General features: G+C 46.2%; 22 protein-coding genes. 13 read left to right on the top strand and 9 right to left on the bottom strand.

Annotated features, from left to right (window positions below):
- Positions 1-15 precede the first annotated feature (15 nt).
- Positions 16-1,143 carry a glycoside hydrolase family 88/105 protein gene (locus WH46_RS03650; protein ID WP_046225782.1) on the top strand — a complete coding sequence of 376 codons (1,128 nt, stop codon included), beginning with the start codon at positions 16-18 and terminating at the stop codon, positions 1,141-1,143.
- A gap of 195 nt (positions 1,144-1,338) precedes the next feature.
- Here the strand turns inward: WH46_RS03650 and WH46_RS03645 are convergent, their stop codons facing one another.
- Positions 1,339-2,475, bottom strand: coding sequence for a hypothetical protein (locus tag WH46_RS03645; protein ID WP_046225781.1), 1,137 nt, complete (start codon positions 2,473-2,475; stop codon positions 1,339-1,341).
- A gap of 165 nt (positions 2,476-2,640) precedes the next feature.
- A complete protein-coding gene (locus WH46_RS03640; protein WP_046225979.1) occupies positions 2,641-3,546 on the bottom strand; it encodes a DMT family transporter in 906 nt (301 codons plus the stop codon).
- Positions 3,547-3,944: 398 nt separating this feature from the next.
- Here WH46_RS03640 and WH46_RS03635 point away from each other — a divergent pair, with 398 nt between their 5' ends.
- Complete coding sequence (locus WH46_RS03635) at positions 3,945-5,348, top strand: aminotransferase-like domain-containing protein (protein ID WP_052714102.1); 1,404 nt, start codon at positions 3,945-3,947, stop codon at positions 5,346-5,348.
- On the opposite strand, the gene WH46_RS03630 is transcribed toward WH46_RS03635, so the two are convergent.
- From WH46_RS03630 to WH46_RS03615, 4 genes are all read right to left on the bottom strand, one after another.
- Entirely contained in the window at positions 5,345-6,088 is a 744-nt protein-coding gene (locus WH46_RS03630) for an SDR family oxidoreductase (RefSeq protein WP_046225780.1), read from the bottom strand. The two genes, WH46_RS03635 and WH46_RS03630, sit on opposite strands and share 4 nt — an antisense overlap.
- Before the next feature lie 345 nt (positions 6,089-6,433).
- Positions 6,434-7,750 (bottom strand): glutamate-1-semialdehyde 2,1-aminomutase, encoded by a 1,317-nt coding sequence (locus WH46_RS03625; RefSeq protein ID WP_017812685.1) that lies wholly within the window; start codon positions 7,748-7,750, stop codon positions 6,434-6,436.
- Between the two features lie 2 nt (positions 7,751-7,752).
- Positions 7,753-7,974 (bottom strand): hypothetical protein, encoded by a 222-nt coding sequence (locus tag WH46_RS03620; RefSeq protein WP_046225779.1) that lies wholly within the window; start codon positions 7,972-7,974, stop codon positions 7,753-7,755.
- Positions 7,975-8,037: 63 nt separating this feature from the next.
- A complete protein-coding gene (locus WH46_RS03615) occupies positions 8,038-9,159 on the bottom strand; it encodes an LCP family protein (RefSeq protein ID WP_046225778.1) in 1,122 nt (373 codons plus the stop codon).
- Between the two features lie 320 nt (positions 9,160-9,479).
- Here WH46_RS03615 and WH46_RS03610 point away from each other — a divergent pair, with 320 nt between their 5' ends.
- From WH46_RS03610 to WH46_RS03585, 6 genes are all read left to right on the top strand, one after another.
- Positions 9,480-10,505 carry an ABC transporter ATP-binding protein gene (locus WH46_RS03610; protein WP_046225777.1) on the top strand — a complete coding sequence of 342 codons (1,026 nt, stop codon included), beginning with the start codon at positions 9,480-9,482 and terminating at the stop codon, positions 10,503-10,505.
- The gene (locus WH46_RS03605; RefSeq protein WP_017812689.1) at positions 10,498-11,292 is read left to right on the top strand and encodes an ABC transporter permease; all 795 of its coding nucleotides are present in this window, start codon (positions 10,498-10,500) and stop codon (positions 11,290-11,292) included. Before WH46_RS03610 ends, WH46_RS03605 begins: the two co-directional genes overlap by 8 nt.
- Positions 11,293-11,296: 4 nt before the next feature.
- Positions 11,297-12,082 carry an ABC transporter permease gene (locus WH46_RS03600; protein WP_017812690.1) on the top strand — a complete coding sequence of 262 codons (786 nt, stop codon included), beginning with the start codon at positions 11,297-11,299 and terminating at the stop codon, positions 12,080-12,082.
- 746 nt (positions 12,083-12,828) lie between these two features.
- Positions 12,829-13,611, top strand: coding sequence for a hypothetical protein (locus tag WH46_RS03595; RefSeq protein WP_046225776.1), 783 nt, complete (start codon positions 12,829-12,831; stop codon positions 13,609-13,611).
- Between the two features lie 66 nt (positions 13,612-13,677).
- On the top strand, positions 13,678-15,153 hold the full coding sequence (locus tag WH46_RS03590; protein WP_046225775.1) for a zinc-ribbon domain-containing protein: 1,476 nt from the start codon (positions 13,678-13,680) through the stop codon (positions 15,151-15,153).
- Positions 15,154-15,251: 98 nt separating this feature from the next.
- The gene (locus WH46_RS03585) at positions 15,252-15,635 is read left to right on the top strand and encodes a nuclear transport factor 2 family protein (RefSeq protein ID WP_017812693.1); all 384 of its coding nucleotides are present in this window, start codon (positions 15,252-15,254) and stop codon (positions 15,633-15,635) included.
- 141 nt (positions 15,636-15,776) lie between these two features.
- Here WH46_RS03585 and WH46_RS23240 read toward each other — a convergent pair whose 3' ends face one another.
- The gene (locus WH46_RS23240) at positions 15,777-19,019 is read right to left on the bottom strand and encodes an S-layer homology domain-containing protein (RefSeq protein WP_052714101.1); all 3,243 of its coding nucleotides are present in this window, start codon (positions 19,017-19,019) and stop codon (positions 15,777-15,779) included.
- A 521-nt stretch (positions 19,020-19,540) separates the two neighbouring features.
- On the opposite strand from WH46_RS23240, the gene WH46_RS03575 reads away from it, so the two are divergent.
- From WH46_RS03575 to WH46_RS03565, 3 genes are all read left to right on the top strand, one after another.
- Positions 19,541-19,960 (top strand): universal stress protein, encoded by a 420-nt coding sequence (locus tag WH46_RS03575; RefSeq protein ID WP_046225774.1) that lies wholly within the window; start codon positions 19,541-19,543, stop codon positions 19,958-19,960.
- A 45-nt stretch (positions 19,961-20,005) separates the two neighbouring features.
- Positions 20,006-20,467, top strand: coding sequence for a thioredoxin-dependent thiol peroxidase (bcp, locus tag WH46_RS03570; protein ID WP_046225773.1), 462 nt, complete (start codon positions 20,006-20,008; stop codon positions 20,465-20,467).
- A gap of 210 nt (positions 20,468-20,677) precedes the next feature.
- Positions 20,678-21,490, top strand: coding sequence for a hypothetical protein (locus WH46_RS03565; RefSeq protein WP_046225772.1), 813 nt, complete (start codon positions 20,678-20,680; stop codon positions 21,488-21,490).
- Between the two features lie 390 nt (positions 21,491-21,880).
- Here WH46_RS03565 and WH46_RS03560 read toward each other — a convergent pair whose 3' ends face one another.
- Positions 21,881-22,534 carry a DedA family protein gene (locus WH46_RS03560; RefSeq protein WP_046225771.1) on the bottom strand — a complete coding sequence of 218 codons (654 nt, stop codon included), beginning with the start codon at positions 22,532-22,534 and terminating at the stop codon, positions 21,881-21,883.
- A 375-nt stretch (positions 22,535-22,909) separates the two neighbouring features.
- On the opposite strand from WH46_RS03560, the gene guaA reads away from it, so the two are divergent.
- Positions 22,910-24,448 (top strand): glutamine-hydrolyzing GMP synthase, encoded by a 1,539-nt coding sequence (gene guaA / locus WH46_RS03555; RefSeq protein WP_017812699.1) that lies wholly within the window; start codon positions 22,910-22,912, stop codon positions 24,446-24,448.
- A gap of 88 nt (positions 24,449-24,536) precedes the next feature.
- Positions 24,537-24,992: an SRPBCC family protein gene (locus WH46_RS03550; protein ID WP_017812700.1), complete on the top strand. Its 456-nt coding sequence runs from the start codon at positions 24,537-24,539 to the stop codon at positions 24,990-24,992.
- Between the two features lie 88 nt (positions 24,993-25,080).
- Here WH46_RS03550 and WH46_RS03545 read toward each other — a convergent pair whose 3' ends face one another.
- Positions 25,081-25,821, bottom strand: a complete 741-nt coding sequence (locus WH46_RS03545; RefSeq protein WP_017812701.1) for an MBL fold metallo-hydrolase — start codon at positions 25,819-25,821, stop codon at positions 25,081-25,083.
- Positions 25,822-26,126 lie beyond the last annotated feature (305 nt).

Here is a 26,126-nt window from a genome sequence, read left to right as displayed (position 1 = left end):
AGGAGGACGATTCTCATGCCAGCATTGCAATTTGATGAACAGCATATCAAGCAAGTGATCGATCGTGTAGTAGAACGTACATTTAATATGGACTTTCACTGGGATTGGCCGGGAGGCGTAGCTTTTTACGGAGTATGTGAAGCCTATGAAGCAACCGGCAAGCGTGAATATCTGGACCGGCTGCGTGTCTGGGTGGATGAGAATATTGCCGATGGGCTTCCGCCGCTGTCGGTCAACGGTGTCTCAATCGGTCACTGCCTGCTCACATTATATGAAGCGACCGGCGAAGAGCAGTATCTGCAGATTGCCAAAGAGATGGCTGAGTTCCTGGATACGAAGGCCGAGCGTTTTGCCGAAGGCATTTTCCAGCATACGGTCAATTCGGTGACAGATGTGTTCCCGCAGCAGGCATGGGTGGATACGATGTTCATGGCTGGTTATTATCTGCTGCGTATCGGACATCTGCTGGGCAACCAGCGCTATTTTGACGATGGACTGCGGCAGTATCATGGTCATGAAGAGCTGCTGCAGGACCCGGACACCAATCTGTACTATCATGGCTGGGATCATATGAACCAGAATCATATGTCCTCGATCTACTGGGCACGGGGCAACTCCTGGGCTGCGCTCACCATGTCCAAAGCACTCAAATACATTCCGGTACAGCATCCATCTTATATGATTATCGACGGTTCGATGCGTGATCAACTCAGCACGCTGGTACGTCTGCAATCACCAGAGGGACTATGGCATACGGTGCTGGATGATGAATCGTCCTATCTGGAGACGTCCGGTTCTGCAGGTATTGCGGCTGCGCTGCTGACACAGGGACGCATGTACAATAAATATACACAGAAATCGATCGACGGCATCCTCGCCCGGATCAAGGATGATGGCACAGTGACCGGCGTATCGGCAGGTACAGCAGTCATGAACGATATCGATGGCTACCGTCAGGTACCGGAGAAGCGCATTCAGGGCTGGGGACAGGGATTGACCCTGACTTTCCTGGCACAGATTCTGCGTACCAAAGAAGACCTGTACGGACAAACGATGACTAAATCCGCTACTCCCGAGGTTTCTCGGACGACTGAGCAAGCGGAAGAGTCCTTGGAAGTCAAAGATGGTGTAGAGACGCTCTAAGCTGCGCCCAACGATTCTGCTTGAGCGTAACCGAAGCGCTACAGATTGTAGCTGCAACCAGCCTATATATCAGACACTAACAAATTTTGGGCGAATTCTGCCCAAATAAATCCCCCTTCGTATCAACGGTACCGCTATACAGCGGATCGTCCATACGAAGGGGGATTTTGATTTGTACTTATAATTCATGGTTCATTACATCACCACAGGTACTTTGGCAATAGTGAACTCCCGGTTACTATTTTCCGCCAGCAGGTACAGCATGCCCTGCTCGTATTTGATAAACCGGTAAGTGATTCGCTGGGAAGGCTCGGCAGTCTCCCATATTTTCTTGCCGCTACTGTCATACAGATACATTATCCCAGCAGCCTTGTCGGCGAGGAACAGCTGACCCTGACTGTAATCCGTTTCCCATTTGTTGTTCTGATCACCCAGTGTGCGGGTTACCTCTGCCAGCAGCTTGCCTGTTTTTACATTGTATCTGGCATAAATAGGATGCGGGACTTCGGCATTCAATCCGAGCGGATTTCGCAGAATATTGCTGGTATAAATGACAGCTTCGCCATTTTCCAGCTTCAGCTGCGCTTTGAGATTCCATGGTGTCTGGATAATATGCGGTTTGCTGGTTGCTTTTGACGTATGGAACAGCTCAAATACAGATTGGGTCTGCATCAGACGGTCTGCCTGGTAAGCAATCACCAGATCATTCCCCTGATAATCCACCCGGGTACTGATTACCTTGTCGTAGAGATGATTTTGACGGGTGGGTGAAGTGAATGTCTGAATCGGCTTTTTCCAAGGAGACTGGTAAATGTAGATCCGGTCGCCGGACTGAATAGCGACTTTTTCTTTTTGTCCGGATTTGTCGGGAGCGGACCAGCCGATTTGAGCAGATGGTGAGCGACTTAGCCATTTCAGCATGGCATCCGGATAGCTGAATTGAGACAAAGTCTTGCCACTTGTAGACAGGACAATCTTTTGCAATTGCTGTTGATTCCGCACGATCAGTACAATTTTGGGACTACCGGGCATCATTTTGCAGCTATAGATATGGTCATAGGATTGGTTCCATTGTTCTGTGGACGTTTTCGTATCCGCCATATAGATATGCTGCTGATCCGGGTCGATGAATAGAGCCTGTCCATTAGGCATGCTGATTATGTCGGTATGGATATAGAAATCTTCCGGAAAAGACTGTAGATCCGCAGGTAGTCGGCTATATTCCGCAGATAGACTGGTGTTATCCGTGGCTGGCGTTTGTGCAGCATAAGCAGATAGGGGCAGTGCGCATGCCAACGTCCAAACAAGGAGCAGTATAGCTGCTCTTTTCATAATGGATTCCTTCTTTCTAGTCAATGAGTATAGATATAGTTAGGTTGGCAATGTAATTGTACTTTAACTATACTTCATTTGACGGAGAAAGAATAATCCACCCTATAGGATCATTTGTTATCCGATATCAGAAAGTGCCATGGAGCAGGCTGGAGTGTGAGCTGACTATTCAGAAACACGGCTCCGTTTGCCTGTCCAATTGGTGCCAAGCACACCGACGATAATAAGTATGGCTCCAATAATATGGTAGTAATAGAGCTGCTCCTGCAAAAAGACAGTACCGGCGATCATGGAAGTGACCGTGGCAAAGTTGCTGAATACGCTCATTTGTGTCGCTTTGAGCCGGGATAGAGCATAGCTGGACAGGATCGTAGTAACAAGGGAAGACAGGATACCTAGATAAAGCAGAGCCAGAATATAGCTCGGCTGCTGCAGCGGGGCGATATAGGCAGTCAGGTCGCCTTGCAGTACATGTCTGCCCAGCGTCAGCAGATTGAAAACGATGCAGGCGATAACCATGGTTACCCAGGTCAGCTCCAGCGGATTATATTTGCGGGTCAGCGGACGAGCCAATACGCCATATCCGGCGAAGCTCAGTGCCGAGCCTGCGAGCAGGGCAATACCGGCGAGACTGGCTGCGGAGAAGCTGGCGCCTCCTTTCATCGTGAACATGAAGACAACGCCCGCTACAGACAGCAGCAGAGAGAGTTTTTGCAGGAGAGATGTCTTTTCCTTGAGAAAATAAGCAGCCAGCAGCAATGTAAATACGGGCGTCATCGCCTGGATAATACCTGCTTCCAAAGAGGAAGCACTGAGCAGTCCATAGGCTTGCAGCGTGAAAAATAATATCGGTGATAGCAGAGCCAGTGGCAAAATTCGCCATACATCTTTCCAGCTGATCCGGATGCGTACCCAGCCGAGTAGAATAGGAATACCCAGACCGATTACGGAAATAAGGAACCGGTGTCCCAGCACATCCAGCGGACTGGCGATATGCACAGTCATTTTCACGAATAAAAAGGAAAATCCAATAATCAACGCATAGCCCAGGGCAGCGAGATATGCAGGCATCCGGCTATCACTTCGGGGCTGTTCCTGTACAGATTCCCGATGATGTGAAGCTTCGGAAAGATCGGCTGAAGCAGTCGATGAGGAAGAAGATGCAGATGGATGTTGAGTTGTCATAATATACCTCCATATCGGAATGAAGCGGATCATGTACCAAGGAGCACGCCAGCAGATGATCTACCGGCTGTATTCCAGGTGATGACCGCTTATTCAATATAGAGTTCTATCGGGTGAAGCGACAACGCATTTACCAGTCAACTGTACCAGTACAATTTGTTGGAGAGTACAACGTACTCAGTTGGAGAATCATTTATACTTGAACAGAGAACAGAGAACAGAGAACAGAGAACAGAGAACAGAGAACAGAGAACAGAGAACAGAGAACAGAGAGGAAGGGGAATATGACCAAGCATCAGCAGCTTGTAACTGCACTGGAACAGCAGATTCGCGACGGTTCACTCGTAGCCGGACAGAAGCTGCCTTCGATCCGCAAAATGTCCGCAGCCTATGGCTGCAGTCCGGCTACCGTTATACGCGCCTATGAGCAGTTGGCACGGGACCAGTGGGTCTACGTCATGAATCGCAGCGGTTATTATGTAGCCCGGCAGCAGCTGGATCGTCAGCATGAACATGCAATACAGCGAATCGATCTGGCTTCGGCTGCGCCGGCAGCAGAGATTTTCCCGTTTGAGGATTTTCAGAGCTGCTTGCAGGGAGCTATGCACATTTACCGGGATCAACTGTTTACCTACGGAATGCCGCAGGGGCTGCCGCCACTGCTGGAAGAAATCCGCCAACAGCTGGAAGAAGTGCAGGTATTCGCACGCCTGTCCCAACTACATATCACTTCCGGTGTACATCGGGCATTGTCCATTTTGACGATGATGCCATTCCCATCCGGCCGGGAGACGGTCCTGATCGAACAGCCGGGATATCATCTGTTGATTGAGATGCTGGAGACGCTGAAAGTTCCGGTAAAGGAAATTCAGCGAACTTCGGCAGGAATCGATCTGCAGCAGCTGGAACAATTATTCCGGGAAGGCAGCATCAAATTTTTCTATGTGATGCCGCGGTTTCATAATCCGCTGGGCACTTCACTGACTGTCCGGGAAAAGAAAAAAATCGTCGCGCTGGCACATAAATACGATGTCTATCTGGTCGAAGATGATTACCTCGCTGATCTGGAGCAGCAGCCATCCAATGACCCGCTATATGCCTATGATACGTCCGATCATGTCATTTACCTGAAAAGCTATTCCAAAATTCTGTTCCCTGGTCTGCGTATCGGAGCTGCTGTTCTGCCGGATGCGCTCATCGATACCTTTGCCCGTTACAAAAGTATGCTGGACGTAGACAGCTCGGTATTATCCCAGGCAGCCCTGCATGTGTACATCCGAAACGGCATGTTCACCCGTTACCGCAGCCGGGTACTGGATGCCTACTGTGAACGCATAGTTGAGCTGCAGCGTATCATTCGGGAGCTAACCGCAGATTATCCGTTTTTCGCCGAAGCATATCTGACTGATACGATCCATACCACTCTCTCGCTGCCAGCCAATTTCCCGACAGGAATACTGATTCGCCGGTTGGCTGAACAGCAGATTACTGCTGACTCCACCGATCGCTATTTCCTGAGTCACAGCCGGTATTATTCCAACCAGCTGAGAATCAATGTGTCCAACGTACCCGCCGAACAGATCGGCCCTGCTCTGCGTACAGTCGCACACCAGATCAGCCGCCTGCTTATCAGCCCTGCCAAGCAACCGATGATATCCTCGCATCAAGCGAAGGAACAGAAAGATTAGATAAAGCCGCCATTTACGCGAATGGTCTGCCCTGTAATCCACTGCGATTTCTCGCTAACAAGGAACTCAATCACGTTTGCGATATCTTCCGGTTCACCAATACGGCCCAGTGCAGCGCTTTTACGGAGACCTTCGATTTGCTGTTCGGTTTTGCCTTCATTGAATAATTCGGTATTTACCGGTCCTGGAGCAATTGCATTGATCGTAATCTGCTTCACAGCTACTTCTTTGGCGAGTTGGCGGGTAAATTGCTCCACGGCACCCTTAGTGCCCGCATACACACTATACGCCGGGAACATCTGTCCTACGACCGAAGTGGAGAAGTTGATGATACGACCTTGTTCATTCATATGTTCCAGTGCCTGCTGGCACGCAAAAAAGGTCCCTTTGACATTAAGATTGAACTGCAGATCGAAGTCCGCTTCGGTCACTTGTGCCAGTGGTTTGTAGATATTGGCGCCTGCATTATTGATGAGGATATCCAGCTGGCCCCATACATCCATTGTACGGCTGAACAGGGATTGTACACCGTCGATACGGCTGAGGTCAGCCTGAATAGCCACCGCTTCGCCGCCTGCCTGGTTAATCTGTTCCACGACTTGCTGTGCTTTGTCCGGGCTATTCGCATAGTTGACGACGACACGCGCTCCCATTGCACCGAGTTGCAAAGCAATCGTGCGTCCGATTCCCCGTGATGCGCCCGTAACGATAGCTACTTTATGTTGAAGTTGTTTTGACATGGTTAGTTTCCTGCTTTCTATGAGAGATGATGTAGATCTGGTTGTCTATTTCTGATGGCAACAGCATATCATACTAACTATGGAATGACAAATATTTTATTTTGTCATTCCATAGTTAGAGATTGACTGTTCGGCAATATGTTTTTTACCAAATTTCAAAAGATCCGCATTCGCGTTCGTATAGCTACCGATTCCTGACGAAATAAAAAAAGCACCCGGGAAGGGGTGCTTTGCCATTCATCTGATCAAGCATGTACTAAAATATCTCATTAAAGTTAAAGCAATATCAGGTTTTAACGTAGTGTATGGAATCATCCAGATGTATGACAGCAGGAAGTGTGAGCTTTACTTGCCTTCGGCAACCAGCTTGAGAGACTCATCCGCTGCCTGCAGTGTCAGATCGATATCCATATCTGTATGAGCGGTCGTCAGGAACCATGCTTCGTACTTGGAAGCGGCGAGACAGATACCGCGATCCAGCATATGACGGAAGAAAGCAGCGAACTTCTCGCCATCCGTATCCTGGGCCTGATCATAATCCGTTACCGGATGATCGCAGAAATGCGTCGAGAACGCGCCACGAATCCGGTTGATGGTCAATGGTACTCCATAACGCTCGGCAGATGCCTGGATACCGTCGGTCAGGCGGATCGCCAGACGTTCCATTTCGTCATACACGCCTTCACCCTGCAGAACTTCAAGACAAGCGATACCGGAGGCGATAGATGCCGGGTTGCCTGCCATTGTACCTGCTTGATAAGCAGGACCGAGCGGAGCCACCTGATCCATAATGTGCTTGCGGCCGCCATATGCACCAATTGGCAGACCACCGCCGATAATTTTGCCCAGTGCAGTCAGATCGGGCATGATCTGCTCGTGATTGTCGAGGCCACTGTACGTCTGGGCAGAGCCATAATGGAAGCGGAATGCAGTAATGACTTCATCATAGATGACGAGTGCGCCGTGATCATGAGCGAGCTTGCATAGTCCTTCGAGGAATCCCTTTTCCGGCATAACCATACCGAAGTTGCCGACAATTGGCTCGACCATCACCGCTGCCACTTCATCGCCCCAACGTTCCAGAGCCGCTTGCAGACCTTCCAGATTGTTAAAAGGCACTGTAATTACTTCATTCGCGATACTGGCTGGAACACCTGCGCTGTCCGGCGTACCCAGTGTGGACGGTCCGGAGCCTGCAGCGACGAGTACCAGATCGGAGTGACCGTGGTAGCAGCCGGCGAATTTGATAATTTTGGTACGATTCGTGTAAGCACGTGCGACACGGATAGTGGACATAACCGCTTCGGTACCGGAGTTGACGAAGCGTACCTTGTCCATCGAAGGAATACTTTCCTTGAGCATCATGGCCATCTGGATCTCCAGCTCGGTCGGTGTACCGTACAGCACGCCATTTTCAGCAGCACGGGTAATAGCTGCTGTGATATGCGGATGGGCATGTCCTGTAATAATCGGACCAAATGCCGCCAGATAATCGATATATTTGTTGCCATCTACATCGAAGAAGTGTGCGCCTTTGGCAGAAGCCATAAATACCGGTGCACCGCCGCCAACCGCTTTGAATGAGCGGGACGGACTGTTCACTCCACCTACAATATGTTTCAGTGCCTGTTCATACAATTGTTCAGACTTTGTGCGATTCATATCTATCTCTCCTTGGGCGCTTCCGAATCTTCAAGCGCAATTATAATAAATGCGGGCCTTTGGGCGATTGCAGCCATATGTGTATCATTACGCCGCTCTGCTGCACATACGATAACTGAAGCTGTCACAGCCACGAGTGCAGGGCAGACATAATAAAAAGCGCCCATGATCTGGGCGCTTTGTTGAATCTCATGTAGTTCGTATCCATGCCAGACTGTAACCATTTTAACACGATTACCGGTCCAGCATGAAATGAATAATGTTACTGCATGTTGTTATAGAAGCAATTAATGACTGGAACTGCCCGACAGACTGGTTGCTCCCGAGATGGAAGCAGGGGACCGAGTAGACGAGCTGGATGTAGAGCTTCCTGTACTGCTTGAGCTGCTCGAACTGCTCGGTCCATTGGTACTGCTGTCTTTGCTGTCTGAAGATACAGGGATCGGATCAGTCGTGTTTTTGTTCAGAGTGTCCTGAATGAACTGCTTGAGTTTATCCTCGCTCTTCACCCCGATAACGGCTGCTCCGCCTACATGTTTCTCGTCCAGCAGATCATTTGGAGGCAACTGTTCACTGCCGCTCATTTTGCTGTCATAGGCGACGCTGGCAAGCTTCCACAGATCATCCGTACTCAGATTGGTATCAATATACGGATTAATCTGCTCCAGAATATCCGGCAGCTTCATGATCGACGTGGTAGACTTGAGCTTGTCGCCGACTGCAGTCAGGAAGGCACGCTGCCGCTCGGTACGGGTAAAGTCGGATGTCGCATCATGGCGGAAACGAACATACTGAAGTGCCGTTTTGCCGTCCAGATGCTGCATACCTGCTTTGAGATCAATATCGTATACGTGTTTATCCGCTGCACTGGTGTAGTGCATATCTTTTTCTACTTTGAAATCAATACCGCCTACCGCATCCACCAGCTTGATAAAGCCCTGGAAGTCGGTATATACGTAATACTGCACGGGAATGCCGAGCAGATCACTGACTGTTTTCATAGCGGTATTCGGACCGTGGGTAATCGCGCTATTGATCCGGTTCTCGCCATAACCCGGGATATCTACGTACGTATCACGCAGGATGGAGAACAGATGAATCGTCTTTTTGACCGGATCGAGTGAAGCGACCAGCATCGTATCCGAACGCGGAATTTCGCCATCGTCGGAGTTACGGGAATCGACACCCATCAGCAGGATATTAACAGGTTCGGTTCCGGTCCATACCGGCGGGGCTGCTGCAGCAACGGTATTGGTAGGTACATTTTTGAATGGAGAGGCATCCCCGGTTTTCTGCAGGGCACCAATCTGGTTATATACAGCTGTGAAGTAGTAAATCGCATAGCCTATGAGCGCGACGGCGATAATGCCGAGGCTCCAAAGCAACGTTCGCTTTGTTTTTACATTCATGCACGTTCTTCCTTTCAACAATAAGGTTAGCCATGTATTGGATGTGCTTTCTATTCGGTGTCATCTGTACATCTGCAAGGAGCAGGCAGCTGACGGGCATCTGCGAAATACCCAGTGGATAAAAGTTAGTTACTTTGCATTGTCTTAACAACACCCGTACATTATAATTTCTTTTCAGGCAACAATCAATTATCACACAACCATGGAACAAGTAAGTTAGCTACCGTCAACTCCCCCTTGGCTCTGTGTGTGATTATACTGTTCCTCCGCACTACAAAAAAGACCCCAAAAGTTACAAATGGGTCACAAAGGAGACATTCATGCAGGCGATAGAAGTACAGGATCTACGCAAGAACTTCCGGATTCAGCAGAGCCGGGGCGGACTCAAGGGTGCGCTGCAGGATCTGTTTGCCCGCGAATACCGGGAAGTAGCAGCGGTTAACGATATTAGCTTTACGATTCCGCAGGGCGAAATCTGCGGATACATTGGAGAAAATGGAGCCGGCAAATCAACCACGATCAAGATGCTGACAGGCATCCTGGTGCCGACTTCTGGCCATATCAAGGTCAACGGCTATGTACCGTATCAGGAGCGCGAGAAGTTTGTACAAGGGATCGGCGTCGTATTCGGACAGCGCAGTCAGTTGTGGTGGGATATCGGTGTTATTGAGTCATTCCAGCTGCTGCGCAAGGTATATCAGGTATCCGAAGCCGATTTCAAAAAGAGACTGGATGAGCTCGTAGAGCGTCTGCAGCTGCAGGAACTGCTCAGCCGCCCGGTGCGCAAGCTCAGTCTTGGTCAGCGAATGCGCTGCGAATTGGTAGCAGCGCTGCTGCATAATCCATCGATTGTTTTTCTGGATGAGCCGACGATTGGACTGGATATCGTCGTCAAATCGGAGATCCGCGAATTCCTCAAGGATCTGAATCGTACACAGGGCACGACGATTCTGCTGACGACCCATGATCTGCAGGATATCGAAGCACTCTGTTCACGGGTCATTATGCTCGATGCAGGCAGCATTATTTATGATGGCGGTCTGGATGATCTCAAGACTCGCTGGGGACGTGGTCGTGAAGTCCGCTTCCAGTTTGGCGGAGCCGTACAGGCTGCCCAGCTGAATGCATGGACGATGGGGCTGCCGGTCACGTGGACACAGGAGAGCGATCTGGTCGCTACAGCACTCGTACCCGCAGATATGGCGGTATCGGATGTGTTTTCACGTGTATTGGGTCAGGCAGAAGTGACGGATGTACAGATCTCGGAGACGAGTACAGACGAAATCGTACGCCAGATTTACAGTTCGGGCTCGGCGGAGAAGCCGGAGGAACAGCCGCATGTCTAGTCTGTATCTGGATTTTATTCGCATCCGATTTCTTACGATGCTGGCCTACCGGGTCAATTATTATTCCGGCATTCTGGTCTATACGCTTAATATCGGGGTGTACTATTTCACCTGGCAGGCAATATACGGCGGCAAGGAGCAGATTGCCGGCTTTACGGCTGCGCAAATGACGACTTATGTAGCTGTATCCTGGATGGCACGAGCGTTTTACTTTAATAATCTGGACCGGGAGATTGCAACCGAGATTCGTGACGGTACGATCGCAATCCAGTTTATCCGTCCGTATAACTACCTGCTGGTGAAGATGATGCAGGGGTTTGGCGAGGGGATTTTCCGGTTTACGATGTTTATGATTCCGGGCATGATTATTGCGGTGCTGTTGTTCCCGGTGCAGTTGCCGACCAGTCCGGTATCCTGGATTGGGTTTCTGGTGATGCTGTTTTTCAGCTTTTTGATTAATTCGCAGATTAATATCCTGATTGGCCTGATGGCCTTTTTTATTGAAAATAATGATGGACTGATGCGCATGAAGCGGGTGGTCGTCGATTTGTTCTCCGGCCTGCTGATTCCGATCAGCTTTTTCCCGGGCTGGTTGACCAGCATTATGAATTTCCTGCCGTTTCAGGCGATCACGTATTTGCCGGGTTCGGTATTTACCGGACGCGTGCAGGGCACAGGGATTCTTGAAGTACTTGGCATTCAGGTGATCTGGTTCCTGATTCTGCTGATACCGATTTATTTTACATGGCGCGCTGCCCGGGTGCGGCTGTTCGTACAGGGGGGCTGAGTCGATGTATTATCTGGGTTTGATCTGGGAATACTTTACCAACTATGTGAAAACAAGATTGACCTATCGCGCCGACTTCTGGGTAGAAGTGATCTCGGATCTGCTGTTCCAGGCAACTAACCTGATCTTTATCTTCGTTGTATTTGCCCACACCGAGACACTGGGTGGATTTACCGAAGCGGAAGTGGTCTTTGTCTACGGATATTTCATGGTGCCTTACGGGCTGTATAGCTGCTTTATTAATCTGTGGAACTTTGGTGACCGCTATATTGTCAAAGGCGAGATGGACCGCATCCTGACGCGTCCGGCACACAGTCTGTTCCAGATTTTCCTGGAGAATCTGGACCCGCCATCACTGATCGGCTCGGTGATCGGTATTATCATCATGATCTGGAGCGGTGGACAGCTGGGTCTGGAAATGGAATGGTGGTATATTCCGGTGCTGATTATCATGACGATCGGCTCGACGCTGATCTATGCAGGAATCTACATTATACTGACTTCGGTCTCATTCTATTCGGACTCGCCGACCGGAATCATTCCGCTGATGGTGAATATCCAGACATACGGGCGTTACCCGATCACCATCTACAACCGTGCGATTCAGATCATTCTGACCTGGGTGCTGCCGTTTGCTTTTGTCGGGATCTATCCGGCAGCTTTGTTCCTGCAGCGGCAGGAGATGATGGCAATGGCCTGGTTGACGCCGGTCATGGGCATTGTGTTTTTCACAGCGAGTCTGCTGCTGTGGAACAGCGGTGTGAAGAGATATCGTGGGGCAGGGTCTTGAGCATTCTTTCATAGACACGTATGATGCAGATGTTCAGCTTGGTTAAACGGTAATCGCGATTTTTTTGTGATTATAGATGTAAAGTAGTTGCAAAGTGATGAACAATATGGGACAGAGTATATATGATATATCGCTGCGAAAAGGGATGATCCTGCTTGCCTCCGGTTAAGATTGGATATTTTGAAATACCGCTGATCGCGGTAAATATCCAATCTTAAAGGTCGGCCTGCCGGATCATTCCCTTTCCTCCGCTACGAGTAGTTGTCTTCATCTAATGCTAATTCATGGCTGGATTTCAGATCCTGACATTTATCAAAGTTATCATTGTAATTCAAATTTTAGTTCAAATGCCAGCAAGGCGTGTTCAGCGCCTGTGCTGGCATTTCATATTTCAGACCATTTACCAGCAAACATTTAATTTGCCTTTTCACTCCTCAGTAGATAACGCTTGTCCTCACAATATACAGAGCGAAAGGAAGGGAATTCTGCCAGAGACCGACATTTAAGCTTGGATATTTACTGCTGTAAGCGGTCGTTCAAAATATCCGGGCTTAACCGGAGGGAGCCGGCAGAATCCCTTCCTAGAGCGGTGTCTGCTCTCACACCTGCGTTATTCTTTTCCTCCCACAATATTTCCTAATTTAAAAAACATTGGAAACTAACCAAGGAACATGGTACTATATTCAACGGACTAAAATTAGATAATATTACCTAGTTCATTTTAATTACATAATGGAGGAATTAAAATGGCATTTTGCACAAAATGTGGTACCCAGCTTCAAGAGAATGAAATACATACCTGTATGGCGAGTCAGTCGTCACCCGAACCTGTATCCGCATCAGCGCCACTGGTTATGACGGCGAGAGAGCAACTAGCACGAGTAGATCGACACAAGATTCTGAATTTGCTGAAAAACCCCATGTCTGCGCTCCATCTCAAAGGAGATAGTGACTGGTTGTACGGACTGCTCGGTATTATTGCATCATTAATTGGTTTTGTTCTATGGAGCTGGTCCTTCAAGCATCAGCTGATCAAAGCGATGATCAGCCAGTTTGGCGGTCTGATGAGGGATGATAGTAAAGCGTACAGCAATGCATATAGCAATGCGAGCGAATATATGCCTATCGTTAATCATATGTTCGTTCTTGGTCTCGTATCACTAATCGTTATGCTAGCGGCTGTTTTCCTGCTGGGAAGCAAGCTGGGTACGCAGCGTACCGACTGGAAGAACAGTCTGGTTCAGCTGGGCGGTCTGCAATTAGTCGCTGGAGCAGTCCTGATCGTAGCTGCACTGGTAATGTTTGTATCGGTCAAAGCTTCGTTTGTACTACTGCTTACAACGACTATAGCTGCACTGGCTTTGACGCTGTATGCAGGTATAGAGCTGTTCCGTATCAACCGCGAACGTGCTGTCTGGTTTATTGCGGTAGCTGTATTGATTCAGGTCATCGCTGAACTGATCGTATTTAATTCTTTTGGTACCGAGCTGATGGATGCATTCAAAGGAATGGGCGGAGACCTTTTCTAAAAGAGTCTCAATAGGGTAATACTGACTTATAAAACCATTATTTTACATATAAGGAGAGGAACATACATGTACTGTGGACATTGCGGTACCCCTACACAACCGGACTGGGTATTTTGCCGGGAGTGTGGACATCGTCTGGAGCCTGAATCTGCTGCAGAGATAACAGCGAATATTCCGGCTCAATCAGAGCCCAAGCCGGTCAGGGAGCCGATTGAGCTCTCGCCCCGAACGAAACGCACGTTGTTGATCGGTGGAAGCGCGATTATACTGCTGCTTATCGCTTTCTTTATCCTGCGGGCAACCAATGGACCTTCTACTCCGGAGGAACTTGCCGAGCAGCTTACCGCTGCTGTCGAAGCTGGTGATACCGATGGACTGGTCAAGCATCTGGATGATTCGGATTCGCCGCTTCGGGAAGAGCAGAGACGGGCATTATTTACCGAGGCATTACAAAATGAAGGCACCAAGTCTGCCTATAATGAACAGATTGACAATGCACTGGATAGCGCTGAAGCCAGCCAGGAAGCAGGATCGGCTATGGTGGAATCGCTGAGAAGCCAGGTCAGAGACCGTATCAATCAATCGTACTGGATGACACTTGTACCTGTCGATTCTTGGCGTGGTACCCGCTGGATGGTTCATATCGAACCAGTGGATGTCAAAGCGGCTTTATCTTATATGAATGAGACACTGACTACATCCATGGCGATTGGCAGCCTCCAAACAGACAAGGATCACGATACGATCAAGGATCTGTGGCCAGCCGTTTATACGTATAAAGGCACGATCAGCAGCGCCTATGCAGATGTACCGGTCACCGATAAGGTAGAAGCCTTTAGTGTGAATCGTCCGGCTGAAGCAGCATTCGATTATACACAAATGGCCTCGCTGGATCTTCGTCTTCCCGAGATGGAATCCACGGTTACCCTGAATGACAAGCCGGTTACCGGTGATCCGAGCCAGTATATCCAGATCCAGCCCGCTCCGGAAAAATCCTTGATTACTGTACACATCAACGCGCAGGGCAAGGATATTAACGGAGAAGTAACTCTGAATCCGGCTGAGGAAGAGAATTATGACCTTAATGCAGTGATACAGAAGCCAATCGCCGACCTGGCGCTGGATAGCGTATATAATGCCTCGATCAGCCTGGCGGAAGCCATGAATACAAGCAATGCCAAAGCACTCAAAAGTGTAAATCCCGATGCGGATTACTATCGTCGGGCTGAATATGAGATGAAGGGTTATTTCGCTACACCTCTAAAATACAAGCTGCAAAAAGTCGTGATTGATCTGGATTCTGTCGAAGTCCACAAAGACAGTATTCAGCTGGACGCTACACAGGTATACCAGACCACAGATCCGAACGGCAAGATCGGCGAGAAGAATCTGGACTGGACTTACCAGATTACCCAGCAGCCGCAAAAAGACACCTGGTGGGTCGATTCCGCCTATTCCGATTGGACCAATGCGATTGCTTCCAAGCATACGATCGAGAAAGCAGCAGATTCTAGTGCTGCAAAGACGGCAGATACGAACTAAACGGATTTCTTCCTTTTGTTCCTACAGACGGATGTGACTGTATCCAAAAGATGCTAGGATAATGATGTTGTATATCCGTCATGCGAGGGAGCGATAATATGATCAGCAGAGCAATGAAGGACATGATTGATTCATATGTACAAGCATATAATACCTTTGATATTGAAGGCATGATGAGCTTCCTGCACGATGATATTACTTTCAGAAATATTGCTAGTGGAGAAATTACTGCAGAGACCCAGGGGATACAGCACTTCAGAGAATTGGCACAGCAGTCTGCTGCGATGTTTGCTACCCGCTGTCAGACGATTACCGGCTATAATTGGAATGATGATTGTATTGAGGTAGGCATCATGTATAAAGGTACCTTTGCCGTTGATCTGCCGAATGGATACAAGAGTGGAGACCAGCTGGAATTAAACGGAACATCCAAGTTCAAGATATCAGATGATAAGATTATATTAATAGAAGATTATAGTTAGTTCATCTCTTATAAATAATGTAAAAGAGCGATCATGTCCGGAGTTTTCTCCTGCATGATCGCTCTTTTTTGTTATTTCATTGATCCGGTGGTGGATCGTGTACAGCTGTGGTTTAACGAAAAAGGAGTAGCTGTAAACCGTTTACGGAGCTTCTGTAGTTTCCGGTTCTGCTGCAATGACCGGTGTTGGTGCGGCAGCTTCGGTTTGGTTGTTTTGCGGTGGTGCAGAATAATCGTAGTGCTGATCGGCAGGCTCAAACGAAGTTGGCGGCTGGTTGTTTTCTACAGGCTGCGAAGTCTGCCCACTGCCGGAATCTGGTGTTGTCTCTGTTGCAGGCTTCTGTGTAGCTGGCGTTTCGGTAGCAGGTGCTGTTTCTGTTCCAGAAGCAGGCGTGGTTTCTTCTGTACCGGAAGTTGGAGCAGATGGGCTCGGATCAGCAACAGGCGTTTCGGAAGAATTTTCTGGAGCGGAGTCTTCCGGAATTTCGTTAATTTCTGCTTGATGCGCTACAAATGTACGATCTGCTTCGAATAGATTAATATACAGTTTCCGTAATTCAACAAAAGGAACATCATTAGACTCCAGATTGTTTGTAGCGTCTTGCAAATCATTTGCAGCATTTTGCAGATTTACATAATATTCATCCGATGTGTTACGGGCATTATCCATATCCATATAAGCTTTATGCAAAGCATCCTGGATCATATGAGGAAGAATCCAGTCTGTGCTGTAATCATCAAGTGCTAACTTTAATCTGATTTCGTAATGATCAAGCTGGTCTTGCGTCGCTTTTTTATCGTTTACCAGATGTTCTGCATCAGTGAACATATAATAAAAATACTTATTATCTTTATAGCTACCTGGCTCATAGTCGTTACCATGGTATTTTTCATAATGCTTATATTCCATTTTCGATTGCTCGATAAGATCGAGTAGGCGTGTTGTGTTTTTAGGCTGGGCATTTTTTAGTTCCTGATCAATCATGTTTTGAAAGGAACCCAACAAACTGACACTGGAATAGCGATCATTCAGCGCTTGTTGTGCTCTTGACTGTAGGGAGAGTAGTTGCTGAATACTTTCTTCACTCAAGCCGTTGTCATTTTGTTTGGTAATATTATCAATAGAGATAATCTGTTCGTTAAGACGGCTGCGCAGATCGTTAAGTTTCAGATCATAAGCCACTCGGAACGTACTCCATGCTTGATTCAGTTGGTTAAAGGCTTCTTCATCACTAATACTTGTGTTCTGACCTCTAAGCACCGAATTGCCTTGTTGCAATGCTTCATTAATGATAGGGAATTCTTTCGGCATGTAGAACTGTAAATGGTCATTGGCATCATAGAGAACCGTATCCACTTTGCCAGTTAACAATTCTAATTTATCCCGGTAGCTTTCCTCTGGTTCTTCTTGATGACTAATACCACCGCCACTGGAACTCAGTTCTTCTGTCAGTTGTTGAAGCAGACTATTCACCTGATCCTGCGTCATGGCTTGATGCATTTTATTGGTATAACGATCATAAAGACTTAACAGTTTTGACGCGCCTTCGGGATTGAATGGAGAATGAGAAAGATCCTGGATGTATTGCAATTTCTGGTTCAACTCCGTAAAGTCTACATCCTGAATCAATTCAAATTGCGTTCTCATCTCGTCAACGATTGCGATATACTCGTCAAATTGGGCTTTTGTCGTCAGCGGATTGTAATAATCTTTTTCAAAATTGTTCATACGGTCTTTGAAAGTGAAACGGCCTACATCTGTATAATTGATAGGTATATGGCGAACAGTCATTACGAAATCGAAAAAGTTGGATAGTGATGTTTGGGAAGAGATATATCGTTCCATCGATGCGTTCAATTCCAGTACAGCTGTATCCACATCCTGCTGGGTACTATCTGTTTTATTTAATGCGTCTGTTGCATTGCCTATCGCTTGTTTCAGCATACCGTCCCAAGGTCCCGGTTCTTCATCAAGTCTCGGCATCTCTTGGGGCTTGAGCAGCAGATCATTTGCTTTTTCGATGCCTGCCATCAGCCCGGAGACATCCAGCCCGATGATTTCCTGATCTTTTTCTTTATCCTTGTCCTTTTTCTTGGTGCTGCTAGTCGTATTGGCAGCAGGAGCAGGATTCTCGGTGTTTTTGGTACCATTGATCATGGATACCGCTGATTTCTGGGCACCATAGTTAAGAATAACGTCGTTGGCTGATTTATCCTTGGACAGGGTAATGTTACCCACTACAGCAGCTGGCTGCAGCGTCACAAGAGGGCTGCCATTATACAGCGAAGCGTCCAATACATCGACTGCACCATTCAGGGTAAGCTTTTTCAGATCCGGCTGAATCGTGAGCTGCTGAATTGACGCGGTATCTTCTGTCTGTACAGTTGCTGTATTGCTCAGCGTCAGTTTTCCGACTTTGGAGCTGCCGGATGCTTGCAGGATCGAATCCATCGAGGAGATCATTACATTGCCCCAGCTGCTGTTATCCAGCTTTGCTGTCAGTTTGGAGCCTTGGTCTCCATTGATTTGCAGATTACCGGTAGAATGGATATTTTTGAGAGTCACTGAGCCATTAACGATCAGGTTTCCGCTAAAGGAAATGCCTTTACCATCAAAAACGCCGCCGTTACTATTCAATTCAATCGTGTTGATATTCGTTACGGTCCGCTGGCTGCGGTCGATGTTTAATTTGGCTCCTTTTAGAACACTACCGTTCTCGATACCAAACAAACCTTGCAGATCACCATCTACTTTGTAAGGAATATTACCGACACGCACTGTACTGCCCTGCGCATCTACCTGACCTACCGGATGATCCAATAGCTGGATAAATAGATCGGCACTAGTTTTGCGGCTCAGCGGTGCATTGGCATCAGCATTGTTATCTGCGATAGCCAGTCCATACGAACGTGCAATATCTATCGCGCTTGGAGAGGAGCTGTCTGTCGATTCACTATGCAGATCCATCGCTTTCACCAGGGAAGTGATCAGTTCCTGACGGGTTACCGCTTGATTCGGGTAAAACAGTTCGCCATTGCCCTGCATGTAACCGGCAGCCTGAACAGCTTCAATATAAGGTGCACTCCAATTGGCTGAGGATACATCCAGATAGGAGGTTTTGGATTCGGATTTAACATTCAGTTCAAATATATTGCACAGAATTTTGGCCATTTCAGCACGCGTAAGTACTTTATCAGGCATAAAATCGCCTTTGGCTCCACCTGTCATCAATCCAAGCGTACGTACTTCAGCCATCGAAGCTGTATCCGCTTGAGCAGCAAAAGCTGTGGATGTAGATAACCAGGGAGATGATGTAAAGGGAGTTGCGGTAATACCCAGGATGATAGCTGTAGCGATTAATTTCTGACGATTTACTAATTTCAAAGTAAGTGCTCCTCATTGTATATTATGTTTTGGCATTGCTGTTGTTGGAGAACAGATGTGATTCTCCGCTCTTATATGTCGGAAGAAAAAAGCAATAATTTAGTATTTTTTATAAAAAAATATATTATTGAAATAAAATAATAAATATGGGAGTGAGATAGCGTTGTTAATGGAAGGTAACTAAGAAATTTAATTTTTCGTTCAGAAACCTTATCATCCGTGAACGGATCGGTTATTACATATTGATTGCAATCAAGTTGTTTACTACATTTCCAAGAACAATAATTGATTTTGATTACACTTTCGTGATCAATCAATATACAATGATATCGGATCATCAGTATTGGGAATGATCTTGTACGTGGCACTTAGAGTAGGGAAATAACCCTCTGAAATAAATACTCAGAAGTGCTATCCCATTGTCTGCGGCAATGTATATGAATAAATGACTTACACGAGCAAAACGGGTACAGTATTATTGTAGGCATATCAGATCATTCATATGAACAGGGGTGAGTGTTATGTATCAGCATATTGTACTCGCAGCTGATGGATCGGAGAATTCGATTCGTGCTGCGGCGGAAATGGTCAAAATCGCAGCGGTAGCACCGAAAGCAGTGATTGAGATTCTGTATGCGGTTGATCCGTCCAAAGTAAAAGACGAGGTGCTGCATTCCCATACCCATGAGGAGATCGAATACAATCGTCGGCAAAAGTTGCAGCCTGTAGCGCAATTACTGACCGCAGCGGGTCTGCATCCCCGAATTACCATTATTAACGGCGATCCAGGACCGTCGATTGTCCAGTATGCACAGAAGCACCACACTGATCTAATCATCATCGGAACACGCGGACTGAACGCACTGCAGGAGTTTGTACTGGGCAGTGTCAGCCACAAAGTAGTCAAGCGAGCCCATTGTCCGGTGCTGATTGTAAAATAACTCTCATTTACACCCATATTCTAATTATTCAAAGGAGTCCAAGACATGAGCGAACTGCAACTGGGACAGCCTGTCCCCGATTTTACACTGGAAGCGTCTGAAGGACGTGAAATTTCTCTTAGCGATTACCGCGGCAAGAAGGTAGTCCTGTACTTTTATCCGAAAGACAATACGACCGGCTGCACCCAGCAGGCCTGCGATTTCCGCGATAGTACGGCAGGTTATGAGCAATATGGTGCTGTCGTGCTGGGCATTAGCCCGGACAGCGCAACCTCCCATGACAAATTCGCTGCCAAACATGAGCTTCCGTTTCCGTTGCTCTCCGATCCCGACCATGCTGTTGCAGAAGCATACGGCGTATGGCAATTGAAAAAAATGTACGGCAAAGAGTACGAAGGTATCGTACGTTCTACTTTTCTAATTGACGAAGAGGGTAACCTGCAGCAGGAATGGCGCAATGTAAAGGTGAAAGGGCATATTGAGAAAGTACTGGAGGCTATTAAATAATTATAAATGTATTTTTAAAACCCCTTTAATAAAAAAGGGGTTTTTTTTCGACAAAAAATAACATGATATTTATTTTCTGAACACAAAGGGTTAGGTAAAATTACACCAATAGTATATAAAAATGCTTATATTGGTTTATTTTTTAAATATATTTTTTATGTCAATATGTATATATGGATCATGTATCCAAAAAAAATTGGAGGTTTTAATTTGAAAATACAAAAAATATTTATTGCTCTAACTGCTGCTATTACGGTATTGAATACTGGTGTTGAGGCTTTTGCTGCTGAGAATAATGTTCAAAGTGTTGCTGATCAGGATTTAAGTAACAGTGTTACACAAGACGTGATCGTAAGTGGACAGGCGATCGCAAAGCAAAAAATTACTACTTTATATTCTAGAGCAGTTAAAAATGAGGAGATTGTAGTTAACGTAACAGTAAGTACACATTATTTTGATATTAATTCTGAAGCTGCTGAGGATGTAGACTTACAAGATAACTCTAATACCTATACTATTGAAAAAACTAAAGATGGCGAGTACATAGTTAATGGCAAAAAATTAACTAATAAAGAACTTTCACAACCTGTAGCTATGGACTCTCAGCCTCAAATAGATAGCTTTAGCACTTCGGCTGTAGCTGCATCTGATAACGGAGGAATACCTGCAATCAGCCATTATTATGGAAACTATACTACGTATACACTGTCTACTTATAGTGAACTTTCTGCTACGCTCAAAGCTTCAGGAAGTCATATTCAAGCAACAGGAAATATTAATAACAGTTATGTATCAAATGCAAAATCTGCAATCGATAGCTTTTCTTCTAGCTACAATACTATGTGGGCTTCAATTAATGCTGCTGGAATCGCTGCAGCAGGAGGAGCAGTTACAGTTGAGACTATAATCGGAGCTATAGTAGCAGGAGGAGCAGTTGCTACCGCTGCTACAACTGCTTACAACTCTTATAAAAATTGCAATACTCAATTGTCAAAGGCATATAATTATATAGCTAAAATTTAAAAACCTAACAAATTAGACTATAAGAAAGGAGCAGAAAATGATATATTTTGTAACTGTTTATATGGTTTTTATACTGGTAATTCTTGCTTTTAGAGTATTTAATCCCAGAGCGAAACCTCATAAATTAGAAAATTTAGGGATAGTGGTATCAGGTATTGTAGTATCATTATTAATATCCACAGATAATATGTATTTTGTATACTTCAGAAATATTTCATATTTATTAATGTTTGCATTTTTGATTTTAAATGTGCGAAGTAAGCGACACAATGTTCAATAAAATGTATTACAATAAAGAAGCTATTCTCATTATGAGAATAGCTTCTTTATTGTAATACATAGTCAGTTTATTTATTAATGCAGAATAAAATATTTCAACTTCAGAAAATTCTATTTCTCCGCCGAATCATCCGGCTTCTTTTTCCCAAATCGGTTCACCAACTGAATCCCCAGCCATCTGCGATACTTCACAATGACCACTGCTAGCACCAGTCCCACCAGAATCGCTATCGCTTCAAACGAATAGTCGTGAATCCAGTGGAAGATCATCGACCACTGCGGCCCAAAAATCTTCCCGAGTGCTACGAATAAGCCGACCCAAATTAGCGCACCGCTATAGGCATAGGCAGCGAAACGCCAGAACTTGTAGTTCATAATACCAGAGAAATACCCTGTAAAATGCCGCACACCCGGTATAAAATAACCTACAAATACGAGCGTGTAGCCATACTTGCCGAACCATTTTTGCGCTTTATCGAGTTTGTGTTCCGGCAGCAGCATCCATTTACCGTATCTGCGCATAAAGGGCAAACCCGCTTTTTTACCGATAAAATATGTGATGGTCATCCCGATCGTGGTGCCTGCAAAAGCACATAGTAAGACCAACGCGAAATTATGAGTTCCCATATACGATAAATAACCCGCGTACGCCATCATCGTCTCTCCGGGAAAAGGTAGCGCAACAAATTCAAGCAGCAGCCCCAGGAATAACACCAGGTAGCCATGCTCGGTAAACAGTGATTGTAGATAGTCCATGAATCCCATAGATTGCCCCCATGCCAAGTTGTAATATCGTCTTATTTTGCCATATGCTCTCTATATCGGTTAAGACCGGTGGCAAAATAATGCGCTCAACGTTTTGTCTATTTTCTGTTATATTTTTACTATAACGGTATCTTTATATATTAATCGTTCTTGTAAGTCAAAGTCTACCGGCAGAGCGTCCACTGGAGACGGACAACGTGCAGACTATTGGATAGACAGACCGCCTGTACTTCCTGTCTATTTGCCTATTTCTCCGCAATATGAAAATCAGATTGCAAATTTTTGAAAAATGCTGAAATCATAAGGCTTTAAGCCTTGACGGTCTCTTTTGCACATAGGTATAATTAGACTCATTGAAAAGTGGGAGGCACATGAATGAACAGTCCAAATGAAATAATCGTTGTCCTTGATTTTGGTGGACAATATAATCAGCTAATTGCAAGACGTATCCGTGATCTCGGGGTATACAGTGAGTTACTGCCGTTCAACACCCCTGTCGAGAAAATCCGTGAGCTGGCTCCAAAAGGTATTATCTTCTCCGGCGGCCCATCCAGCGTATACGCGGAAGATGCACCGCATGTCGATCCGGCAATCTATGATCTGAATGTGCCAATCTTCGGTATCTGTTATGGTATGCAGCTAATGGCTCAACAACTGTCCGGTAAAGTAGAACGTTCCGCCAAGCGCGAGTACGGCAAGTCCGATGTAGACTTCATGCCGCACTGCGCACTGAACAAAGGCATGGAATCCAGCCACACGGTATGGATGAGCCATGGTGACCATGTTGTCGGTCTGCCAGAAGGGTTTGTCGTAGATGCAAGCACTGAGTCCGCACCGATCGCTGCGATGAGCAATGCAGAGCGTCATCTGTATGCGGTACAATTCCACCCGGAAGTGCGCCACTCTGTATTTGGTAACGAAATGATCCGCAACTTCCTGTACGAAGTATGTCAGTGCCACGGCGAGTGGAGCATGCAGACATTCATCGAGGATACCATCAAGGAAATCCGCGAGCAGGTAGGCAACAAGAACGTACTGTGCGCACTGAGCGGCGGTGTCGATTCTTCTGTTGTAGCGATCCTGCTGCACAAAGCGATCGGCGATCAGCTGACCTGTATGTTTATCGACCATGGTCTGCTGCGCAAAGGTGAAGCTGAGAGCGTAATGGAGACGTTTGTCGGCAAATTCGATATGAAAGTAGTTAAAATCGATGCACAGGAGCGCTTCCTGTCCAAACTGGCAGGCGTAGACGATCCGGAGCAAAAACGTAAAATCATCGGTAACGAGTTTATCTATGTATTTGACGAAGAATCCAAAAAGCTGGGCGACTTTGCGTATCTGGCACAGGGAACACTGTATACGGATATCGTAGAGAGCGGAACCGCTACAGCACAGACGATCAAATCTCACCATAACGTCGGCGGTCTGCCGGAAGATATGGAATTTGAACTGATCGAGCCACTGAAAGCACTATTCAAAGACGAAGTACGTAAAGTCGGCGAAGAATGCGGTCTGCCACGCGCGATCGTATGGCGTCAGCCATTCCCGGGTCCAGGTCTGGCGATCCGTGTGCTTGGTGAAGTAACGGAAGACAAACTGCAAATCGTTCGTGATTCCGACTACATTCTGCGCGAAGAAATCGCCAAGGCTGGTCTGGACAACGAAATCTGGCAGTACTTCACAGCGCTGCCGAACATGAAGAGCGTAGGCGTTATGGGTGATGCACGTACGTATTCCTACACGGTAGGTATCCGCGCCGTAACATCCATTGACGGTATGACTGCAGACTGGGCACGTATTCCATGGGATGTACTGGAGAAAATCTCCGTACGTATCGTTAACGAAGTGGATAACGTCAACCGGATTGTGTATGATATTACTTCGAAACCACCAGCAACGATTGAGTGGGAATAGGATTTAAACAGATATTAACTTCAAAGGGCAGTCTGGTCTCATGCCAGACTGCTTTTTTTATTTTATCCATTAACAAAGGAGTCGTATCATGCCTATCATTATGAATACCATCTATATCGAAGCACCGGTTGAACGCTGCTTTGATCTTGCTCGAAGTGTGGATATACATATGCAGACAACAACGGCTACTCAGGAGAAAGCAGTACAGGGCAAAATCAGTGGTTATCTAGAGAACGGCGATGAAGTCACATGGGAAGCTGTTCATTTTGGTATCCGTCAGCAGTTAACAGCAAAAATTATACATATGGAGAAGCCGCATATTTTTGTGGATGTGATGGTTAGTGGCGCGTTTCATTCCTTTACCCATACTCACAAATTTATCAAGCTTGGTGGAGGAACGGTCATGAAAGACCATTTTGAGTACCGATCACCTCTGGGAATACTGGGCAATCTTGCTGACTTTTTATTTCTGAAAAGATATATGACACGCTTTCTAATTGTACGTGCCGAGGAGCTAAAAAGGATTGCCGAATCGGAAAGCTGATCATCTAGATTGCATTATGAAACGAAAAGAACCCTATACCTATGGAGGTTACAGGGTTCTTTATAACTTGAAGATAAATAGTAGAAACTTATTTCTTATTAACGATACAGTTTAGCTGCTGCTGGAGATTGGCTTGGCTCAACCCTCCGTTATAACAAATTACATTTTCAATATCCAGATTTATATAGCTGACGATGGAATGGAGAGCGATATCCATATCGGGAGTAGAAAGAGTATGAGGTCCTTGTAACATACCTTCTACACTATACATGGAATCTCCGGCGACAAGTGTTTTGCTTTTCTTTAAATAAAGACTGATATGTCCCGGTGTATGCCCTGGCGTATGAATCACCTGGATTCCTCCACAAAACGGAAGAAGTTCTCCGCCAACGAGTGTTTGGCTCACTCTGCTTTTTGCAGCATGCTGAACTTGATTCACGATTTCCTGGCGATCTTTCAGTGGTATACTTTCCAATTGCCAGGCCATACTGTCCAGATTGGCTTTTAAAAGTGGTATCTCTCCCTCGATATATGGTTTTTCGATTATGTGGGCATATACTTCAATAGGCGAGGAAGAGGCATGCAGAATTTCGGGAAGACTGCCAATATGATCAATATCCTGGTGGGTCAGAATAATCACATTGAGTTGATCAAAAGAGACTCCTGCATTGTTCATGGCTATTTGTATGGATTCCAGCTGTCCAGGTGTCCCCGTATCAATAAGCACCGTATAATCTGAATCCCATATAAGAGTAGGATTCAATTCCTGATGACCACCAAAAGAGTAGATCTGCAATTTAAGCATGTGAACCCCTTGAGCAATTTGCATAAAATAGGCTCCCTTCACGATGTAATCTACTTGCGTGTTTAACAGATATCTCGTCTGAATGATAACGGTTATACGAATTCTGTCTGTTTATGAGGAGAAGGTGAATCTACTTTTTCGAAGTATGCTCCTATCCAAGCAAACGAATAAGTGCGGACAATAGATACGGAAGATATCCAGCTTTTTATAGATGCGTAATGGTTGGTGATCGCTATTTTAATTATGGGAAATAGCTGAATGCAATAAGGATTATACCGTTTAGCTTGCAACATGAAGGCTAACATGCACTATCGTTATATCCGATACAG

The organism is Paenibacillus dauci (assembly GCF_000971985.1).
Taxonomy (GTDB): Bacteria; Bacillota; Bacilli; order Paenibacillales; family Paenibacillaceae; genus Saccharibacillus; species Saccharibacillus dauci.
Note: the sequence above shows the minus strand (reverse complement) of the source record. Positions and strands in the feature narration are given on the sequence as shown.

Bases quoted from the DNA above. Each gene is read 5' to 3' on its own strand.
- WH46_RS03590 (WP_046225775.1), top strand. From the start codon at position 13,678: ATGTACTGTGGACATTGCGGTACCCCTACACAACCGGACTGGGTATTT.
- WH46_RS03640 (WP_046225979.1), bottom strand. From the start codon at position 3,546: ATGCCTGCATATCTCGCTGCCCTGGGCTATGCGTTGATTATTGGATTT.
- bcp (WP_046225773.1), top strand. From the start codon at position 20,006: ATGAGCGAACTGCAACTGGGACAGCCTGTCCCCGATTTTACACTGGAA.
- WH46_RS03595 (WP_046225776.1), top strand. From the start codon at position 12,829: ATGGCATTTTGCACAAAATGTGGTACCCAGCTTCAAGAGAATGAAATA.
- WH46_RS03610 (WP_046225777.1), top strand. From the start codon at position 9,480: ATGCAGGCGATAGAAGTACAGGATCTACGCAAGAACTTCCGGATTCAG.
- WH46_RS03600 (WP_017812690.1), top strand. From the start codon at position 11,297: ATGTATTATCTGGGTTTGATCTGGGAATACTTTACCAACTATGTGAAA.
- WH46_RS03575 (WP_046225774.1), top strand. From the start codon at position 19,541: ATGTATCAGCATATTGTACTCGCAGCTGATGGATCGGAGAATTCGATT.
- WH46_RS03620 (WP_046225779.1), bottom strand. From the start codon at position 7,974: ATGGTTACAGTCTGGCATGGATACGAACTACATGAGATTCAACAAAGC.
- WH46_RS03615 (WP_046225778.1), bottom strand. From the start codon at position 9,159: ATGAATGTAAAAACAAAGCGAACGTTGCTTTGGAGCCTCGGCATTATC.
- WH46_RS03560 (WP_046225771.1), bottom strand. From the start codon at position 22,534: ATGGGATTCATGGACTATCTACAATCACTGTTTACCGAGCATGGCTAC.
- WH46_RS03545 (WP_017812701.1), bottom strand. From the start codon at position 25,821: ATGCAAATTGCTCAAGGGGTTCACATGCTTAAATTGCAGATCTACTCT.
- WH46_RS03630 (WP_046225780.1), bottom strand. From the start codon at position 6,088: ATGTCAAAACAACTTCAACATAAAGTAGCTATCGTTACGGGCGCATCA.
- WH46_RS03635 (WP_052714102.1), top strand. From the start codon at position 3,945: ATGACCAAGCATCAGCAGCTTGTAACTGCACTGGAACAGCAGATTCGC.
- WH46_RS03625 (WP_017812685.1), bottom strand. From the start codon at position 7,750: ATGAATCGCACAAAGTCTGAACAATTGTATGAACAGGCACTGAAACAT.
- WH46_RS03550 (WP_017812700.1), top strand. From the start codon at position 24,537: ATGCCTATCATTATGAATACCATCTATATCGAAGCACCGGTTGAACGC.
- WH46_RS03585 (WP_017812693.1), top strand. From the start codon at position 15,252: ATGATCAGCAGAGCAATGAAGGACATGATTGATTCATATGTACAAGCA.
- WH46_RS03645 (WP_046225781.1), bottom strand. From the start codon at position 2,475: ATGAAAAGAGCAGCTATACTGCTCCTTGTTTGGACGTTGGCATGCGCA.
- WH46_RS03650 (WP_046225782.1), top strand. From the start codon at position 16: ATGCCAGCATTGCAATTTGATGAACAGCATATCAAGCAAGTGATCGAT.
- WH46_RS03605 (WP_017812689.1), top strand. From the start codon at position 10,498: ATGTCTAGTCTGTATCTGGATTTTATTCGCATCCGATTTCTTACGATG.
- guaA (WP_017812699.1), top strand. From the start codon at position 22,910: ATGAACAGTCCAAATGAAATAATCGTTGTCCTTGATTTTGGTGGACAA.